This window comes from Halioglobus japonicus (assembly GCF_001983995.1).
GTDB classification, from domain to species: Bacteria; Pseudomonadota; Gammaproteobacteria; order Pseudomonadales; family Halieaceae; genus Halioglobus; species Halioglobus japonicus.
Genome location: NZ_CP019450.1, coordinates 756,225 through 773,589, shown reverse-complemented (window position 1 = coordinate 773,589; position 17,365 = coordinate 756,225). Strand labels below are relative to the sequence as shown.

Sequence of the window (17,365 nt, the reverse complement as noted above, 5' to 3'; positions counted from 1 at the left end):
TTCACCGGGCGACTATTGCAATGGATACGAACGTGACCCCCGACTGGCAGACTGTGGGCTTTGACGAGCTCAATACCCGGCAACTCTACGAGATTCTGAAACTGCGGCAGGAAGTGTTTGCCGTGGAGCAGACCAGTATTTACCTGGATGTCGACGGCCTGGACCAGGAGGCCATGCATATCAGCTTGTGGGAGGGGGATGAGCTGCTGGCCTACGAGCGCTGCCTGCCCCCTGGCCTGCAGGAAACCGAGAGCACCATCGGTCGGATTGTGGTGGCCCCGGCCGCCCGGGGGCGGAATCTCGGGCGTGAGCTGGTACGCCGCGGGGTCGAGCACAATCTGGCCCGCTGGCCCGGTCACAATATCCGCATGCACGCCCAGGCCCACCTGGAGAAGTTTTATAACGCCTTTGAGTTTTACACCGAGGGAGAGGAGTACATCCTCGACGGTATCCCGCACCTGGAAATGGTGTTCAAAGCTCCAGCAGGAACGTGACCGGTCCGTCGTTGGTAAGGCTCACCTGCATATCGGCCCCAAAGGAACCGGCCGCCACGTCGGCATGCTTGTCCCGCAGCATCTGCAGCGTCAGGTTATAGAGGCCTTCAGCCTCTGCCGGCGGCATGGCCGAGGAAAAGCTCGGGCGGGTACCCTTGCGTGTATCGGCGGAGAGTGTGAACTGGGAGACGAGTAATATCCCTCCACCGGTATCTGCCACCGAGCGGTTCATGCGGCCTTCATCGTCTGCAAACACCCGATAGCCGAGCAGCTTATCCAGCAGACGCTGGGCCTTGGCCTCGTCGTCGCCTTTGTCGAGGCCGAGCAACACCAGTAGCCCGGCCCCGATTTCGCCTACTGTCTCACCGCCGACCTCGACCTTGGCCGTGGACACACGCTGTAGCAGGGCTTTCAAGCGGATCAGCCGCGAGAGGCGCGCTTGCGCTCGTGCTCCTGCAACAGCTTCTTGCGCAGGCGAATACTCTCAGGCGTCACTTCCACCAGCTCATCGTCTTCGATGAATTCCAGCGCCTGCTCCAGAGTGTGCTTAACAGGCGGGGTAAGGGTAAGGGCTTCGTCAGAACCGGATGCGCGCACGTTGGTCAGCTGCTTGGCCTTGGTGGGGTTAACCACCAGGTCATTGCTGCGGCTGTGCAAGCCAACAATCTGGCCTTCATATACCTCGATATTGGGATCGATGAACAGGCGACCGCGGTCCTGCAGGTTGAACAGGCCATAGGCCAGGGTCTTACCCTTCACCATGGACACGAGAACACCATTGGTGCGGTGGATGATCTCGGCATTCTTCACCGGCCCATAGTGATCGAACACGTGGGTCATGATGCCGCTGCCGGAGGTCATAGTCAGGAACTGGGAGCGGAAGCCAATCAGGCCGCGCGCCGGGATTATAAATTCCAGCCGCACTCGACCCTTGCCGTCCGGAACCATGTTTTCGAGCTCCGCGCGGCGCAGGCCCAGCTCTTCCATCAGTGAGCCCTGGTGCTCCTCTTCACAGTCGATGACCAACTGCTCGTAGGGCTCCTGCAACTCGCCGTCGATTTCTTTCTGAATCACTTCAGGGCGGGATACGCCCATCTCAAAGCCTTCGCGGCGCATGGATTCAATCAGTACCGACAGGTGCAGTTCGCCGCGGCCGGATACCTTGAACTTATCGGGGCTGTCACCCTGCTCGACACGCAGGGCAACGTTGTGAATCAACTCGCGATCAAGGCGCTCCTTGATGTTGCGCGAAGTGACGTACTTGCCTTCCTTTCCGGCGAAAGGTGAATCGTTCACCTGGAAGGTCATGCTCACAGTGGGCTCATCCACGGTCAGCGCAGGCAGAGCCTCAACCGCGTCCTGATCACACAGGGTGTCAGAGATATTGAGGCCATCGATACCGGTAATACAGACGATATCGCCCGCTTCAGCGCTGTCGACATCGACCCGCTCCAGGCCCAGGTAACCCATCACCTGCAGCACCTTGCCCTTGCGATACTCACCGTCAGCACCGGCGATTACCACCTGGGTGTTGGGGGTCAGCTTGCCGCGGGTAATGCGGCCCACGCCGATAACGCCGACGTAGCTGGAGTAGTCCAGGGCACTGATCTGCATCTGCAGGGGGCCCTCGGTATCGACTTCCGGTGAAGGTACCTTTTCAACAATGGTCTCGAACAGAGGCTGCATATCAGCCGACATGTCCTCGTGATCCAGGCCCGCAATACCTTCGATGGCAGAGGCATAGATCACTGGGAAGTCGAGCTGCTCTTCGGTGGCACCGAGGCGGTCAAACAGGTCGAACACCTGATCGATCACCCAGTCGGGGCGCGCGCCGGGGCGGTCAACCTTGTTGACGACCACAATCGGATTCAGGCCCTGCTCAAATGCTTTGGATGTCACAAAGCGGGTCTGCGGCATGGGGCCATCAACGGCGTCCACGAGCAGCAAAACGGAGTCCACCATAGACAGCACCCGCTCAACTTCGCCGCCAAAGTCGGCGTGCCCGGGAGTGTCCACAATATTGATGTGGTAGTCGTTCCACTCAATGGCCGTATTTTTGGCCAGAATGGTAATACCGCGCTCTTTCTCCTGGTCATTGGAGTCCATGATGCGCTCAGCGCCTTCATTGCGGCGGTCCAGGGTGCCTGATTGCTGCAATAGGCAATCCACCAGGGTGGTTTTACCGTGGTCAACGTGGGCAATGATCGCGATATTACGTAGTTTATCTCTCAAGGGTCTCACCTTTAGCCCGCACTTCAGCGACCGCAGCGCACGTGTTTGTGTCGCTTGGCCCTGCAGAGGGGGAATCAGCTAGGAAATCGGCGGCGGATTATACACCAGCGCCGCCAATAAATGCTGGTAGTTTTACGGGGCGTAAACCTTGACGTTCAAACACCCTGATTCCACCAGATGGCTGGCATGCAGGCGACTCATGACGCCCTTGCCACAGTACAGCATGTAGGTCTTGTCCGGATGAAGGCTATCGCCCTTGCTGTGCAGCTCGTAAAACGGGATCTTCTCCACCGGTACATGGACAGCCAGCGGCGCGAGCTCTTCCTCGTCCGGGTGGCGAATATCGATGATGACGCTTTCAGCCAACGGTACGGACAACACCTCAACCTCGGTGCGCTCCAGTTCTTCCTCGGCGAGCCGATCGATGCGCGTGCGGCTGGCGTTCGTCACCGCCCGCTCGAGAATCGACATGTCGAAGCACTCCTCTTCCGCGCGAACCCGCTCCAGGCGTGCACGCGTGGTCGGATTCACCGAAATAACGCCACAGTACTCCGGCATACTGGCAGCGAACTCGCCGGTGCCAATGTCATTCGCCGTGCGCACAATATCTCCCTTGTCCGTAGCCACCAGCGGTCGCAGGACCAGGCGCTCACTCACCTCGTCGATCACCGACAAGTTGCGCAGGGTCTGGCTGCTCACCTGTGCCACAGCCTCACCTGTCACCAGCGCATCAATTTCCAGCTCTTCGGCAATCTGGTTAGCCACACGCAGCATCATGCGCTTGAGAATCACGCCCATCTGGCTGTCTTCGACACGGGTCAACAGTTCTGCAACCACCTCTTCAAAGGGCACACTGATGAACAACACGCGCTGGTTGCACCCGAACTTCTGCCACAGGTACAGGGCCACTTCCTTCACGCCGATCTCGTGATCGCGCCCACCCAGGTTAAAGAACAGGAAATGACTGCGCATGCCGCGCTTCATGGTCAGGTAGGTCGCCACGGGGGAGTCAAAGCCACCGGAAATCAGTGAGATCACCGGGTCGGTACTGCCCACCGGGAAGCCGCCAAGCCCACGATGCCGCTCTTTAATCACAAATAAGGTCTTGCGGCTGATCTCAAGCTCAACCGGCACCTCAGGCTGTTTGAGCTTCACCCCCGCGGCCTCGGTGCGGGCCAAAAGCGCCCCACCGACCTTGCGCTCTACCTCCACGGATTTGAAGGGGTGGTCGCCATTGCGTTTGCAGCGCACGGCAAAGTTTTTGCCTTTCAGCCGGTCTGCATAAATGGGCAGCACGTAGTCGACGATGTTATCGAGCTCCGGCAAGGGGAATTCAGCCACTTCGAGAATGTAGGAGATGCCTGCTACATTGCGCATGGCACCCACCATTGCCGCAATCTGCTGGGGGTCCTGTAGCTCGGTGTGAACCTGCAGCTTGTCCCAGCCGTGCTTGATAACTACATCCGGATCATATTCGCGCACGACCGCATTCAGATTGTAATGAAGCTTGGCCACCAGGCGCTTGCGCACGGGCCTGCTCTTGATCGTAATTTCAGAGAAGAATTTGACGACGAATTTCATGGGATCGGTATGGCCATACGGCGCTGCTGGGTCGGGCCAACCCCTATGGGGCGGGCAAAATGGGCGCCGATTATAGCGCCAAAGGGTACCCGCTGCAGCGAGTGTAAACGCCAACAATTGCCGATTTTTTGCACAGTCGGAACCGGGCTAAATTCCTCGTGATCGCGATGCTTGATCCGCCGGGATATGGGTATACTGCCAAAGCCATGAACCGGCCAGAGTAAAACACGCTGTTACACGGAGTGACTAATGCCTGAATTTCAGCAGCAGAGGAATGCTGAGCACGCGCTTTATGCGGAGGAGATGGATGCCCCTCTGCCGACCACACTCAACCCCAAGACCCGCTACGCCTATTTCTCGACTATTGCCAAGGGCGGTAAGTCGCTGATCAAGTCCTGTCGCGACCTGCACCTGCGGCGCACCGTCTGCTACAAGACCCTGCGGCCGGAGTTCATCGACGATCCCATCGAGAATAAACGTCTATTGCGTGAGGCGCGAATATCCGCCGCCCTGCAGCACCCCAATACGATGCCGACTTACGAACTGGGTCGAGACAACCGGGGCAACCTCTACTTCACCATGAAGCTCGTTCACGGGTATACCCTGCGCGAGGTACTGGAGTACCGCGAACGCTACGACCTCACTCAGCTGATGGATGTACTTGTTCAGGTAGCACAGGCACTGGGTTACGCCCATTCCATGGGCGTTCTGCACCGCGATATCAAGCCCGACAATATTCTTATCGGGCCCTACGGCGAAGTGCTATTGCTCGACTGGGGGCTGGCCAAGGTCTGGCACCAGGGCGCGCTCCGGGCCGATGACGAGGATAACGAGGAGGCTGAAGGCGACCCCGGCATGACCGGCGAAGGCAAACTCCAGGGTACCGTGATGTATATGTCACCGGAACAAATTGCGCGCGACCCGGGCATTGGCTTCAGCTCCGACGTATACAGTCTTGGCGCCCTGCTGTACGAAACCTTGACGGGCACAACGCCTTTTCAGGGCGATGTCGTCCACAAGCTCCTGGACCAGATTCGCGACGATATTCCCCCCGACCCGCGCAGTGTCTGTAAGCACCCCATCCCCGACGTGCTCGCCGAGCTGGCCATGCAATGCCTGCAAAAAGACCCCAATGATCGCCCCGAATCCGCCGACCGAATGGTCAGGGTGCTGCGCGACGATTGGCTCAAGGATTGAACGCTTGCGGATTGCCTCTGACGTGACCGATACCCAATTACAAGACATCGCCCAACTCGCCGACCTCGAGGAAGCCAAAGCCAGAGCCGGGGGAGCAGCCGCAGCCTCTCTGCGCTGGGAGAGTGCCAGCCACACGGATATTGGCCGCGTCCGCCCGGTGAACGAGGACGCCTTTCTCGATTCGCCGGAGCAGCGCCTGTGGGTCGTAGCCGACGGCATCGGCGGGCAGAGCCGCGGCGACTATGCCAGCAGCAAGGTAGTCGCAGAACTACGTGCTTTCCCACACCAGCACGCCGCACTTGCCAATCTCCAGGATTTGGAAACACGGCTGCAATCTGCCCACGAAAAGTGCCGCACCGCCTTCCGCCAGCACCGCCCCGGTACCACGGTGGCGGCAATGCTCGCTCATGGCAATCACTGCTTTTTCCTGTGGGCAGGTGACAGCAGAGCCTATCGCCTGCGCAATAACGAACTTGAACAATTGACGTGCGATCACAGCCTGGCCCAGGAAAAATTCAGCCGCGGCGAACTCACCGAGGAAGAACTGGCCACCGACAAGTCTGCCCACGTGCTGACCCGCACCGTTGGCGCCCACAAAACGCTGTCACTGGATATGCTCTTCACCGCGGTCGAACCAGGGGATCGCTATTTGCTATGTAGCGACGGTCTGTACAACCCCATCGATGCCGAACAACTGGGCGGTCAGCTGGGCCAAGGGTCGCCGGAGGCGGCCTGTATCTCCCTTGTCGACCTGGCCCTGGCAGGCGGCGGGCCCGACAATATCACGGTGATTGTCATTGACGCGCAAGCCTCTGAATCAGACTAATGCACTAAAATGGTGCAATAGCGGTCCTCAATGCATTTAAATGGTGCGAATATGTCATAGAACTGCCCTGCCTCTTCCCCACAAAGAAGCAACACCCATCGTAAGCCGCTCTTTTTAGGGGCATTTCTTCCGATTGGTGCAGGCGGACAAAAGTTGGAATGGAATTTGCTTTCTCAGGGGCTGCGAGAGTCGAGCAGCCGCTAAGGCGCTCTTCAAAGATCAATCCTTAGTACAAGAGATACGCAAGATGAAAAGTAAGTTGGAATACATTTGGCTCGATGGCTACACCCCCACTCAGAGCCTGCGCAGCAAGACCATGGTTCGCGAAAACTTTGGAGGCACCCTGGAAGAATGCCCCATGTGGTCTTTCGATGGCAGCTCCACTGAACAGGCCGACGGCAGCGACTCCGATTGCCTGCTGAAGCCGGTTGCCATCATCCCCGATCCGGATCGCAACAACTCCTTCCTGGTTATGACCGAAGTACTGAACGCTGATGGCTCTGCCCACGTATCCAACGGCCGCGCCACCATTGATGAAGCAGATGACGACGACGAGTACTGGTTCGGCTTCGAGCAGGAATACTTCCTGTGGGACACCGAAACCAACCGCCCCCCGGCTTCCCCGCCGGCGGTTTCCCTGACCCTCAGGGCCCCTACTACTGCTCCGTGGGAGGCAAAAACGCTTTTGGTCGCGCCATCATCGAAGAGCACCTGGACCTGTGCCTGGAAGCCGGCCTGAACGTTGAAGGCATCAACGCTGAAGTAGCCGCTGGTCAGTGGGAATTCCAGATCTTCGCCAAGGGCGCCAAGCGTGCCGGCGACGAAATCTGGCTGGGCCGCTACCTGCTCGAGCGCACCGCCGAAAAATACGGCTACGCTATCGAGTGGCATCCCAAGCCCCTGGGCGACACCGACTGGAACGGTTCCGGCATGCACGCCAACTTCTCTAACGCCGCAATGCGCGACAGCGGTGACGAAGCTGTCTTCCACAAGATCTGTGACGAGTTCGGCAAGAACATCGAGCGCCACATCAGCGTTTACGGTGCCGACAACCACCAGCGTCTGACCGGTAAGCACGAGACACAGTCTATCGACGAGTTCAGCTACGGCGTATCTGACCGCGGCGCGTCTATCCGTATCCCTGTGGGTACTGTAGAAGACGGCTGGAAAGGTCGCCTGGAAGACCGTCGTCCTGCGTCTAACGCGGATCCCTACAAGGTGGCCGCTGCCATCGTTAAGACCTGCAAGGAAGCGGAAGCTTAATCGCACGCCACCTTCGATCGGGCCCGGCACTCGCCGGGCCTTATTTTTTCACCCCTCTTACCGATATTTCCTCCCCGACGTACCCACAGCGCTAACTTGACATCGCATCCCAGAGAGGCGATAACACGTCCGTCCACAATAGTGCCGCTCGCGGGCAGTATCATGCCCTAAGCCATAAAACTTCTTAGTTTCAATTAGTTGCCGCCAAAATTCGCTCGCTGCAGCTCTTCTAAGGCCGGCCGTCAATGGCTTGCCGACAATCCCATGGAGGAAAACCGATGTCAGAGAACACTCTGAACCTGATCCGAGACAACGAAGTACGCTGGATCGACCTGCGCTTCACTGATACCCGCGGCAAAGAACAGCACGTCACCATCCCCGCCACTGAAGTCGACGAAGATTTCTTCGAAGGCGGCAAAATGTTCGACGGCTCGTCGATCTCCGGCTGGAAAGGCATTAACGAGTCCGACATGATTCTGATGCCTGACGACGATGCGTCGGTGCTCGACCCTTTCACCGACGACGTGACCCTGATTGTCCGCTGTGACATCGTTGAGCCCTCTACCATGCAGGGCTATGAGCGCGACCCCCGCTCCGTGGCCAAGCGCGCCGAGGAATTCCTCAAGTCCACCGGCATCGGTGACACCGCGTTCTTCGGCAATGAGCCCGAGTTCTTCGTATTTGACGATGTGAAGTGGAAGGTCGATATGTCCGGCGCCCACTACGCGATCTCTTCCGAAGAGGCCGCCTGGTCTTCTGCCGAACACTACGACGACGGCAACATTGGCCATCGCCCCGGTGTGAAAGGCGGCTATTTCCCGGTACCGCCCGTCGACTCACTGCACGACATCCGCGCAGCTATGTGCGGCGCCATGGAGCAAATGGGCCTTGAAGTCGAAGTGCATCACCACGAGGTGGGCACTGCCGGCCAATGTGAGATCGGCATTCGCTTCAACACCCTGGTCAACAAAGCCGACGACACCCAGATCCTCAAGTACTGCGTGCACAATGTGGCCCACGCCTACGGCAAAACCGCCACGTTCATGCCCAAGCCCCTGGTAGGCGATAACGGCTCCGGCATGCATGTACACCAGTCCATCGCCAAGAACGGCGAGAACACCTTCGCAGGTGACGGCTACGCGGGCTTGTCAGACACCGCCCTGTACTACATCGGCGGCATCATCAAACACGCCCGGGCGCTGAACGCCTTCACCAACGCCTCAACCAACTCCTACAAGCGCCTGGTACCGGGCTTTGAGGCTCCGGTCATGCTGGCCTACTCGGCCCGCAACCGCTCTGCATCGATTCGGATTCCCTACGAGCCCAGTCCCCGCGGCAAGCGCATTGAAGTGCGCTTCCCCGACCCCACTGGCAACCCCTACCTAGCGTTTGCCGCCATGTTGATGGCTGGTATCGACGGCATCCAGAACAAGATTCACCCCGGCGATGCCGCCGACAAGGATTTGTATGACCTGCCTGCCGAAGAGGCACTGGCCATCCCCACTGTGGCCTCCAGCCTGAACCAGGCTCTGGAAGCACTGGATGCCGACCGTGAATTCCTGACCGCCGGCGGCGTGTTCACTGACGACATGATCGACGGCTACATCGCGCTCAAGTGTGAGGAGATCGAGAAGCTCGACATGACCACCCACCCGGTGGAATTCGAGATGTACTACTCCGTGTAAGTACCCGCCAAGCACTGAAAAGGCCCGCTTTCGTGGGCCTTTTTTTTACCTTTCTGCTAGGGTTAATAGATCGCAATCACCCGCGGGATAACCCTATGAAGAGATCCGCCCTTACGCTCACGATTCTGGCACTGGCGTCTGCCCAGGCCTGGTCGCAAATCTATAAAACCGTCGACGAGAACGGCAACGTCAGCTTTACCGACACCCCGCCGCCGGATTCCAACACCGAGCAGGTGCAATTGCAGCAGACCAACAGCACTGCCCCGCCACCCGATATTCCGGCTTACGGCACCTCTGCTACCGCCGCTGATACCAAAGCTGATGAATCGGCAGTACCCGTGGCGACAATCACCGCACCAGAACAGGAAACCACGATACCCATGGGGCCTGGGAATTTCAGTGTCAGTGCCACGGTCAGCCCAGCACTGAGTAAAGGCCAGGCCATGCAACTACTCATGGACGGCGAGCCACAGGGCGAGCCACAGGCTGCCGGTTTCTGGGATCTCACCAATGTATTCCGCGGCGCCCACGACCTGGAAGTCACCGTGGTCAGCCCCGACGGCGAGACGCTGTCCACCTCCGAGCCCTTGCGTGTCTATGTCATGCGCCCATCCATAAACTGATCGATGCCTCCTTCGCCCTGAAGTGGACATACCCCATCAAAGAGTGCACCATATTGGTGCACGCAGTCATTAAGCCCCACCCCCACCGACACCGTTTGATCACTGCGTAAACCCAAAACCACTGAAAATCCGCCGAGAGTGAGCGGTCACATACCTGCGATGCACTAATTTCATGCATCCGAGCAATAAATTACTGCTTAGGGGCCAAAGTGGCGCTATTTTTGCTTTCGGTATATCGAATACAGTCGGCAACAACACGGACGTGCCGCTTCAGGACAGCAAATGCAGATTACGCGGGACATACTGGACAACCTCAGCACCTCAATTATCGCGCTCGATGGCGAGCTGAAGGTGATCTCGCTCAACAGCTCATGCCAGGACTTGCTTGAGTCATCGGAGGGCCGAGCGCTCGGACAGCCCGTCGCCAAGTTGGTGGCCAACGCCGGGGCGCTCGTCGAAGCCCTGGAGCGGGTGCGCAACGAACGCAGCCCCACGTCACGGCGGGGTATGCCGCTATTGCTGCTCAGCGGCAAGGAAATCCAGACCGACCTGATCATGACGCCGGTGGGTGACGGCAGAGGCGACGTGAACCTGCTGCTGGAGTTGCAACCGGTAGACCGGCTGCTGAAGATCAGTCGCGAAGAGAGCCTGGTCAATGCCCAGGCCATTACCCAGGAAATGATTCGCGGCCTGGCACACGAGATTAAGAACCCGCTTGGCGGCGTCCGTGGCGCGGCCCAGTTACTCGCCCGCGAACTCCCCGATGAAGGACTGGCGGAGTACACCAACATTATCATCCGCGAGGCCGACCGCCTGCGCGACCTGGTTGATCGACTACTGGGACCCAATCAACAGCTGAAGAACAAGCCGCTCAATGTGCACGAGGTGCTCGAGTACGTGCGCAACCTGATTGTCGCCGAGTCCAACAACCAGCTGACACTGGCCAGGGACTACGACCCAAGCCTGCCGGAAATTTTTGGCGACCGCGCCCAGCTCGTGCAGGCGGTTCTCAACATCGTTCGCAATGCGCTGCAGGCCTGCGACGAAACAGTGCAGGCGAAAATTACCCTGCGCACACGCCCGCAACGCCAGTTCACGATCGGCACCACCCGCCATCGACTGTTGTGCCGTATGGACATAGAAGACAACGGCCCGGGCATACCGGCCGATATGCTACAGACCATCTTCATGCCTATGGTGACCGGTCGCGCCGAGGGCACAGGCCTGGGCCTGACGATTGCCCAATCGATCATTACCCGCCACGGCGGCCTGCTCGAGTGCAGCAGCGAGCCGGGCAAAACCCTATTCAGCATTTACCTACCAATGGAAACCCAACATGTATAAGCAGGCCAAAGTCTGGATCGTGGACGACGACAGCTCGATTCGCTGGGTTCTGGAGCGCGCCCTGAACCAGGCCGGTATCGACAACGAGAGTTTCGCCGACGGCGATCAGCTACTCCAACGTCTCGCCAACGACCAACCCGAGGTGATTATCAGCGATATCCGCATGCCGGGCATTGACGGCCTCGAACTGCTGGGCCGCATCAACAGCTCTCACCCGGAGCTGCCTGTCATCATTACCACGGCCCACTCCGACCTGGACAGCGCCGTGGCTTCCTACCAGCAGGGGCCTTCGAATACCTGCCCAAGCCATTCGACCTGGATGAAGTCGTCGCGATTACCGAGCGCGCCCTGGCGCACGCCCGCGAAACCCGCCACGACCCCGCGCCACTGGCTGAGCTGCCCCAGACCGAAATCATTGGCGAAGCGCCGGCCATGCAAGAAGTCTTCCGCGCCATCGGCCGTCTCGCCCACAGCAATATCACCGTACTGATCAACGGCGAATCAGGCACCGGTAAAGAACTGGTGGCCCATGCCCTGCACCGGCACAGCCCCCGGGCAGCCAACCCCTTCATTGCCCTGAATATGGCGGCAATCCCTCGCGAACTGATGGAGTCTGAATTATTCGGCCACGAGAAAGGCGCGTTTACCGGTGCCAATAACAAGCGCGAGGGCCGCTTCGAACAGGCCAACGGTGGCACCTTGTTCCTCGACGAGATCGGCGACATGCCGGCGGAAACCCAGACCCGCCTGCTGCGGGTACTGGCCGATGGTGAGTTCTATCGCGTCGGTGGCCACACCCCGGTCAAAGTCGACGTACGTATCATCGCCGCCACCCACCAGGACCTCGAGGCACTGGTGCGCAAAGGCGACTTCCGGGAAGACTTGTTTCACCGCCTGAACGTCATTCGAATCCACATTCCGAAACTCGCGGAACGCCGCGAGGATATTCCGCGCCTGATGCAGCACTTCTTTAACCGGGCCGCAGAGGAACTCGGTGGCGAGCCAAAGATTCTGCTGCCGGAGACCCAGGATTACCTGAGCTCACTGGAGTGGCCGGGCAATGTGCGGCAGCTGGAAAATACCTGTCGCTGGATAACCGTCATGGCCTCCGGCCGCGAGGTGCACCTGGCAGACCTGCCCCCCGAGCTGAGTAAAGATGTGGCCGAGCAGGTCACCGAACGCGGTGACACCGACTGGAAGGATCTGCTGCAGCGCTGGGCCCGCAACGAGCTGATTCAGGGCAAGGACCACATCCTGCAACAGGCCACCCCCGCCTTCGAAAGAGTCATGATCGAAGTCGCCCTGCAGCATTCACAGGGGCGCAAACGCGATGCCGCGGAGTTGCTCGGCTGGGGGCGCAATACCCTGACCCGAAAAATGAAAGATCTGCAGATGTAGCCTGTGCGACGGGCCGCCGGTAGTATGCGGCCATGCTGCACATTGTCCTGTACCAACCTGAAATCCCGCCCAATACCGGCAATATCATGCGCCTGTGTGCCAACACAGGCTGCGCCCTGCACCTGATCGAACCACTGGGTTTTGATCTCGATGAGAAAAAGCTGCGCCGGGCGGGGCTGGACTATCGCGAATTTGCCGAGGTTGAAACCTACCCCCAGCTCGACGATTTTGTAGCGGCCTATCCGGATGCCCGGCTCATGGGCATGACCACCAAGGGCTCCACCGCCTATCACCAGGTGACATACCAGACGGGTGACGCGCTGCTGTTTGGGCCGGAAACCCGCGGCCTGCCCGCTGAGATCCGCGATGCGCTGCCCGCCGGACAGCGCATTCGCATACCGATGCGCGAGAACAGCCGCAGCCTCAACCTGAGCAATGCTGCGGCCATCGTCACTTATGAGGCCTTGCGCCAGCTGGGGTTTGAGGAGCTGGGCTAAGCGCCCACAAAAAAGGGGCCAAAAGGCCCCTTTTCATCAGCGAAAGTGCGTTGCTCTTAGTGAGCAGGCGCCTCCGCTTCACCGGCTTGTGCTGCCTGAGCCAGCGCCTGCTGGTACAGAGCATCGAAGTTAACCGGCGCCAGCATGACGGGCGGGAAACCGCCTTTCACGCACAGGGTGTCGATGGCTTCACGCGCGTAGGGGAACAGAATGTTCGGCGACGCGGTACCCAGAACACGGCGCAGTTCTTCGCCTTCAAAGCCCTGGATGTTGAAGATACCTGCCTGCTGTACTTCCACCAGGAACGCAGTCTCTTCCTCGATTTTAGTGGTCACGGTGATAGACAGAACCACTTCGAAGTTGCCTTCATCGTCTACCTTATCGCTCTTGGTGTTCAGGTCAACATTGACCTTGGGCTGCCAGGGCTTGCGGAACACTTCCGGCGTGGAAGGAGACTCAAAAGAGATATCCTTAGTGTAGATGCGCTGCATCTGGAATTGGGGTTGAACCTGTTCGTCGGCCATGTTGCCGTCCTCCTTCGGTTTTATCTGTTAACGGCGCTTATGACACCAGTTGAAGTAATTCATCGAGCTTGCCCTGCCGTTCGAGCAGAGCCAGATCGTCGTAGCCGCCTACATGGCGATCACCGATCCATATTTGCGGCACCGTGCGGCGGCCGCTCTTTTCCATCATTTCCCTGCGCAGCTCCGGGTTCGCGTCCACACCAATGTCGGTGTATTCCACGTTCTTGCTGTCGAGCAGGAATCGGGCCGGATGCAGTAGGGGCAGAACCGGGTGGTATACAGCGTGACTGCATTACTCATGCGCTTTATCCGTTATTAACCACAGGCAACTGGAGATTCTTCCACTCCATCATGCCGCCGGTCATGATATTCACCTTGGCATAACCCTCAGCATTGAGCTTTTTGCCCACTGCGCCAGCGGATTGTCCCATCTTGCATACCAATACAATGGGTTTGTCGCGGTAGTTTTCAAGGAGGCCGGTGTTATTCATGAGCTTGGTCGTGGGCACATGCATCGCATCGACGATATGTCCCGCGCGAAATTCCGCGGTATCGCGCAAATCCACGAACACGCCGTCTTCGGCGTTGACCAGGTTAATTGCCTGCTGTGGTGTCAGTGAGGTGCCTGATTTGCGGGTTTCGTGCATGAACAACATGATCACGACAGCCAGCAAGGCCGCCACCAGCAACCACTGCTGGGCCAGAAATTCGAAAAATAGAGCCATGGCTTTACTTCAATAAGTGCGCTGTGAACCCGCGCCGGACCAGGCCTGCGGGGGAATGCCAAAAGGCCGCAAGTATACAGCTTCATCCCCCCCGCAACCAGCCCCGGTAATCCTTGGCAAAACCAGCAACTGTGGGGCCCCCGGCGGTGCGCACAGCGAGCGGACAGGGTAAAATGCCGGCCTTTGATCTCCCACAGCCGGACCACCCATGAGCAATAGCCAGAAACAGCCCACCGTACTGATCATTCTCGATGGCTGGGGCCATCGCGAAGAGATTCAGGACAACGCCATCGCCAACGGCAACACCCCTGTGTGGGACCGCCTGTGGCGCGATGCGCCGCATACCCTGGTGTCTGGGTCCGGGCTCGATGTTGGTCTGCCCGCAGGCCAGATGGGCAACTCCGAGGTGGGCCATATGAGCCTCGGCTCGGGCCGGGTGATTTACCAGAACATTACCCGCATCGACCAGGCCATTAGCGACGGCAGCTTCGATACCAACCCAGCCTTCACCACGGCTATCGACAAGACTGTCGAAGGCGGCGGCGCCGTGCACCTGTTCGGTCTGCTATCACCGGGCGGTGTGCACAGCCATGAAGACCAGATATTCGCCGCCGTGCGCCTGGCGTCCAAACGCGGCGCCACCCGGGTGTACCTGCACGCCTTCCTGGATGGCCGCGACACACCCCCGCGCAGTGCCGGACCCTCGCTGGAAAAAGCCGATGCTCTGTTTGCCGAGCTCGGCTGTGGCCGGGTCGCCAGCCTCTGCGGACGCTACTACGCCATGGACCGCGACAACCGCTGGGAGCGCATGGAAGATGCCTATCGCCTGCTGACTGAAGGCAGTGCCAACCACAGCGCGGCAAGCACCGCCGAGGGATTGGCAGCCGCCTATGAGCGCGATGAGACAGACGAATTCGTATTGCCCACCGTCATCCAGGCACAGGGTGAGGCATCTGCCGCCATTGCTGACGGCGACTGTATACTGTTTATGAATTTCCGCGCTGACCGCGCCCGGCAGATGACCCGCGCCTTCACCGAGGCGGATTTCGATGGCTTTGCCCGTGCCAGCATTCCCAAGCTGACCGCGTTTGTGACCACGACTGAATACGCCGCCGACATCGACGCCCCCGTGGCCTTTCCACCGGAGGCCCTCAGCAATGTGCTGGGCGACTACCTCGCCCAGCGCGACATGACCCAGTTGCGAATCGCTGAAACCGAGAAGTACGCGCACGTCACCTTTTTCTTCAGCGGCGGCCGTGAAGAGCTGTTCCCCGGTGAAGACCGCGAACTGATTCCCTCGCCGGACGTGGCCACCTACGACCTGCAACCCGAAATGAGTGCCCCGGAGCTGACCGACAAACTCACTGCTGCCATCCGCTCCGGCAAGTACGACCTGATCGTGTGCAACTATGCCAACGGCGATATGGTCGGCCACACCGGCGTGTACTCCGCCGCCGTCAAGGCCGTTGAGGCACTGGACCACTGCCTCGGCCAGGTGGAAGCCGCCCTGCAGGAAGTCGGTGGCCAGGCACTGGTAACCGCCGACCACGGCAACTGCGAGCAGATGATCGACTACGACTCGGGCCAGAACCACACCCAGCACACCACCGAGATGGTACCGCTGGTTTACATGGGGCCGCGCGACCTCGAGCTGGACGGCAAAGGCGGCATTCTCGCCGACATTGCCCCCACCCTGCTCGACCTGATGGGCCAGCCCCAGCCCGCCGAAATGACCGGGCGCAGCCTGGTGACAGGTGACGCACACTGAATCACCGACCCGCAAGCCGGTGGCTCACCGGCCTCCTGCTGGGGCTGGCGATAGCTCTATCGCCAGTTGCCTGGGCACAATCCGACGAGGAGCGCGCCAAGGCCCAGATGAAGGAGCTCAAGGCCGACATCTCGCGTATTAATCGCGAGATCAGCTCCGCCAACTCCCGCCGCAACAAACTGCAGAGCCAGCTGCGCGAAGCAGAACTCGAGCAGGCCAGAATCCAGAAGGCCCTGGATGGGACCCAGGCCGACATTCGAAAACAGGAAGCACAGCTGGACGCATTGCGGGCCGAACAACAGACGCTGCGATCCGCGCTGGACGAGCAACAGTCGCGCATTGCGGTGGAGTTGCGAACTGCCTGGCAAATGGGCCAGCAGGGGCAGCTGAAAGTGTTGCTCAATCAGGAGAGCCCCGACACCGTGGCACGGGTCATGGGCTACTACCGCTATTTCTTCCGCGCCCGCAACGAATTGCTCGAAGAGTACCGCCAGACTCTGGAGCAACTCGCCGCCAATGAGGCCAAGATCGACACCACCATTGCCACCCTGGAGCAGCGCTCCAGCGAACTGACCCGCCAGCAGGAACGGCTGGTGGCAGCGCAGGCAACCCGACAGCAGGCGGTCAACCAGCTCAATACCAGCATTGCCGACAAGGGCACCCAGCTGAAAAAGCTGGAGCAGGACCAACAGGAACTGCAACAACTGATCGACGCCATTGAAAAAGCGGTGGTCAATCTGGAAGTGCCTGAGAACTACCAGGCCTTTAAAGCGGCCCGGGGCAAGATGCCCTGGCCCGTATCAGGGCGCGCCAGCCACCGCTTTGGCAACGCCCGCAACCAGGGCAAGATGAAGTGGCAGGGGGTAAAAATTCCGGGCAAGGCCGGGACAGAGGTCAAGGCCATTCACCACGGCCGGGTGGTCTACGCCGACTGGTTACGGGGCATGGGCCTGCTGCTGATTATCGATCATGGCGACGGCTATATGAGCCTCTATGCCCACAACCAGACGCTATTGCGCGAGGTGGGCGAATGGGTGACCGCCGGCACGGCCATCAGCACTCTGGGCGATAGCGGTGGCCTGGAACGTCCGGCGCTGTATTTTGAGATCCGCCACAACGGCAAACCGACCAATCCTGCCAAATGGTGCCGCCGTTAGGCAATGGGTTACACTACCGGGCCATAGGGATATGTGGCCCTGCGCCACCTG

17 protein-coding genes and 1 pseudogene are annotated in these 17,365 nt (G+C 59.5%); 12 read left to right on the top strand and 6 right to left on the bottom strand.

The features are described 5' to 3' along the window. Positions 1 to 20 precede the first annotated feature (20 nt). Positions 21 to 494 carry a GNAT family N-acetyltransferase gene (locus tag BST95_RS03720; RefSeq protein WP_102106322.1) on the top strand — a complete coding sequence of 158 codons (474 nt, stop codon included), beginning with the start codon at positions 21 to 23 and terminating at the stop codon, positions 492 to 494. Here the strand turns inward: BST95_RS03720 and dtd are convergent. The 3 genes from dtd to thiI all read right to left on the bottom strand — a co-directional run bounded on the left by dtd (position 472) and on the right by thiI (position 4,307). After that, positions 472 to 909 carry a D-aminoacyl-tRNA deacylase gene (gene dtd / locus BST95_RS03715; protein ID WP_084198211.1) on the bottom strand — a complete coding sequence of 146 codons (438 nt, stop codon included), beginning with the start codon at positions 907 to 909 and terminating at the stop codon, positions 472 to 474. The genes BST95_RS03720 and dtd overlap by 23 nt on opposite strands. A gap of 5 nt (positions 910 to 914) precedes the next feature. After that, positions 915 to 2,726 carry a translational GTPase TypA gene (gene typA / locus BST95_RS03710; protein ID WP_084198210.1) on the bottom strand — a complete coding sequence of 604 codons (1,812 nt, stop codon included), beginning with the start codon at positions 2,724 to 2,726 and terminating at the stop codon, positions 915 to 917. 132 nt (positions 2,727 to 2,858) lie between these two features. Then, a complete protein-coding gene (thiI, locus tag BST95_RS03705) occupies positions 2,859 to 4,307 on the bottom strand; it encodes a tRNA uracil 4-sulfurtransferase ThiI (protein WP_084198209.1) in 1,449 nt (482 codons plus the stop codon). 249 nt (positions 4,308 to 4,556) lie between these two features. Here thiI and BST95_RS03700 point away from each other — a divergent pair, with 249 nt between their 5' ends. The 9 genes and pseudogenes from BST95_RS03700 to trmL all read left to right on the top strand — a co-directional run bounded on the left by BST95_RS03700 (position 4,557) and on the right by trmL (position 13,140). Beyond that, the gene (locus tag BST95_RS03700; RefSeq protein WP_084198208.1) at positions 4,557 to 5,504 is read left to right on the top strand and encodes a serine/threonine-protein kinase; all 948 of its coding nucleotides are present in this window, start codon (positions 4,557 to 4,559) and stop codon (positions 5,502 to 5,504) included. 4 nt (positions 5,505 to 5,508) lie between these two features. Then, complete coding sequence (locus BST95_RS03695) at positions 5,509 to 6,330, top strand: PP2C family protein-serine/threonine phosphatase (protein ID WP_169843842.1); 822 nt, start codon at positions 5,509 to 5,511, stop codon at positions 6,328 to 6,330. A gap of 247 nt (positions 6,331 to 6,577) precedes the next feature. Then, positions 6,578 to 7,069 carry a glutamine synthetase beta-grasp domain-containing protein gene (locus BST95_RS20310; RefSeq protein WP_240500259.1) on the top strand — a complete coding sequence of 164 codons (492 nt, stop codon included), beginning with the start codon at positions 6,578 to 6,580 and terminating at the stop codon, positions 7,067 to 7,069. Next, positions 6,997 to 7,593 (top strand): glutamine synthetase, encoded by a 597-nt coding sequence (locus BST95_RS20305; RefSeq protein WP_240500287.1) that lies wholly within the window; start codon positions 6,997 to 6,999, stop codon positions 7,591 to 7,593. Before BST95_RS20310 ends, BST95_RS20305 begins: the two co-directional genes overlap by 73 nt. 278 nt (positions 7,594 to 7,871) lie before the next feature. Beyond that, positions 7,872 to 9,278, top strand: a complete 1,407-nt coding sequence (gene glnA / locus BST95_RS03685) for a glutamate--ammonia ligase (RefSeq protein WP_084198206.1) — start codon at positions 7,872 to 7,874, stop codon at positions 9,276 to 9,278. 95 nt (positions 9,279 to 9,373) lie between these two features. After that, positions 9,374 to 9,901, top strand: coding sequence for a DUF4124 domain-containing protein (locus tag BST95_RS03680; protein ID WP_084198205.1), 528 nt, complete (start codon positions 9,374 to 9,376; stop codon positions 9,899 to 9,901). Between the two features lie 282 nt (positions 9,902 to 10,183). Further along, positions 10,184 to 11,245, top strand: a complete 1,062-nt coding sequence (glnL, locus tag BST95_RS03675; protein WP_084198204.1) for a nitrogen regulation protein NR(II) — start codon at positions 10,184 to 10,186, stop codon at positions 11,243 to 11,245. Beyond that, positions 11,238 to 12,643 (top strand): annotated as a pseudogene (gene ntrC, locus BST95_RS03670) (nitrogen regulation protein NR(I)). Before glnL ends, ntrC begins: the two are co-directional and overlap by 8 nt. Positions 12,644 to 12,675: 32 nt before the next feature. Next, positions 12,676 to 13,140: a tRNA (uridine(34)/cytosine(34)/5-carboxymethylaminomethyluridine(34)-2'-O)-methyltransferase TrmL gene (trmL, locus tag BST95_RS03665; protein ID WP_084198203.1), complete on the top strand. Its 465-nt coding sequence runs from the start codon at positions 12,676 to 12,678 to the stop codon at positions 13,138 to 13,140. 56 nt (positions 13,141 to 13,196) lie between these two features. Here the strand turns inward: trmL and secB are convergent, their stop codons facing one another. The 3 genes from secB to BST95_RS03650 all read right to left on the bottom strand — a co-directional run bounded on the left by secB (position 13,197) and on the right by BST95_RS03650 (position 14,389). After that, entirely contained in the window at positions 13,197 to 13,664 is a 468-nt protein-coding gene (gene secB, locus BST95_RS03660; RefSeq protein WP_066057092.1) for a protein-export chaperone SecB, read from the bottom strand. A gap of 37 nt (positions 13,665 to 13,701) precedes the next feature. Beyond that, the gene (locus BST95_RS03655) at positions 13,702 to 13,884 is read right to left on the bottom strand and encodes a glutaredoxin domain-containing protein (protein WP_477190173.1); all 183 of its coding nucleotides are present in this window, start codon (positions 13,882 to 13,884) and stop codon (positions 13,702 to 13,704) included. Positions 13,885 to 13,969: 85 nt separating this feature from the next. Further along, positions 13,970 to 14,389 (bottom strand): rhodanese-like domain-containing protein, encoded by a 420-nt coding sequence (locus BST95_RS03650; RefSeq protein WP_066057086.1) that lies wholly within the window; start codon positions 14,387 to 14,389, stop codon positions 13,970 to 13,972. A 208-nt stretch (positions 14,390 to 14,597) separates the two neighbouring features. On the opposite strand from BST95_RS03650, the gene gpmI reads away from it, so the two are divergent. Together gpmI and BST95_RS03640 are read left to right on the top strand one after the other, a co-directional pair. Then, a complete protein-coding gene (gene gpmI, locus BST95_RS03645; protein WP_084198202.1) occupies positions 14,598 to 16,157 on the top strand; it encodes a 2,3-bisphosphoglycerate-independent phosphoglycerate mutase in 1,560 nt (519 codons plus the stop codon). 107 nt (positions 16,158 to 16,264) lie between these two features. After that, positions 16,265 to 17,314, top strand: coding sequence for a murein hydrolase activator EnvC family protein (locus BST95_RS03640; RefSeq protein WP_084198201.1), 1,050 nt, complete (start codon positions 16,265 to 16,267; stop codon positions 17,312 to 17,314). The last annotated feature ends 51 nt before the right edge of the window (positions 17,315 to 17,365 follow it).

Bases quoted from the DNA above. Each gene is read 5' to 3' on its own strand.
- BST95_RS03720 (WP_102106322.1), top strand. From the start codon at position 21: ATGGATACGAACGTGACCCCCGACTGGCAGACTGTGGGCTTTGACGAG.
- thiI (WP_084198209.1), bottom strand. From the start codon at position 4,307: ATGAAATTCGTCGTCAAATTCTTCTCTGAAATTACGATCAAGAGCAGG.
- BST95_RS03700 (WP_084198208.1), top strand. From the start codon at position 4,557: ATGCCTGAATTTCAGCAGCAGAGGAATGCTGAGCACGCGCTTTATGCG.
- BST95_RS20310 (WP_240500259.1), top strand. From the start codon at position 6,578: ATGAAAAGTAAGTTGGAATACATTTGGCTCGATGGCTACACCCCCACT.
- glnA (WP_084198206.1), top strand. From the start codon at position 7,872: ATGTCAGAGAACACTCTGAACCTGATCCGAGACAACGAAGTACGCTGG.
- BST95_RS03680 (WP_084198205.1), top strand. From the start codon at position 9,374: ATGAAGAGATCCGCCCTTACGCTCACGATTCTGGCACTGGCGTCTGCC.
- glnL (WP_084198204.1), top strand. From the start codon at position 10,184: ATGCAGATTACGCGGGACATACTGGACAACCTCAGCACCTCAATTATC.
- trmL (WP_084198203.1), top strand. From the start codon at position 12,676: ATGCTGCACATTGTCCTGTACCAACCTGAAATCCCGCCCAATACCGGC.
- secB (WP_066057092.1), bottom strand. From the start codon at position 13,664: ATGGCCGACGAACAGGTTCAACCCCAATTCCAGATGCAGCGCATCTAC.
- BST95_RS03650 (WP_066057086.1), bottom strand. From the start codon at position 14,389: ATGGCTCTATTTTTCGAATTTCTGGCCCAGCAGTGGTTGCTGGTGGCG.
- gpmI (WP_084198202.1), top strand. From the start codon at position 14,598: ATGAGCAATAGCCAGAAACAGCCCACCGTACTGATCATTCTCGATGGC.
- BST95_RS03640 (WP_084198201.1), top strand. From the start codon at position 16,265: ATGAAGGAGCTCAAGGCCGACATCTCGCGTATTAATCGCGAGATCAGC.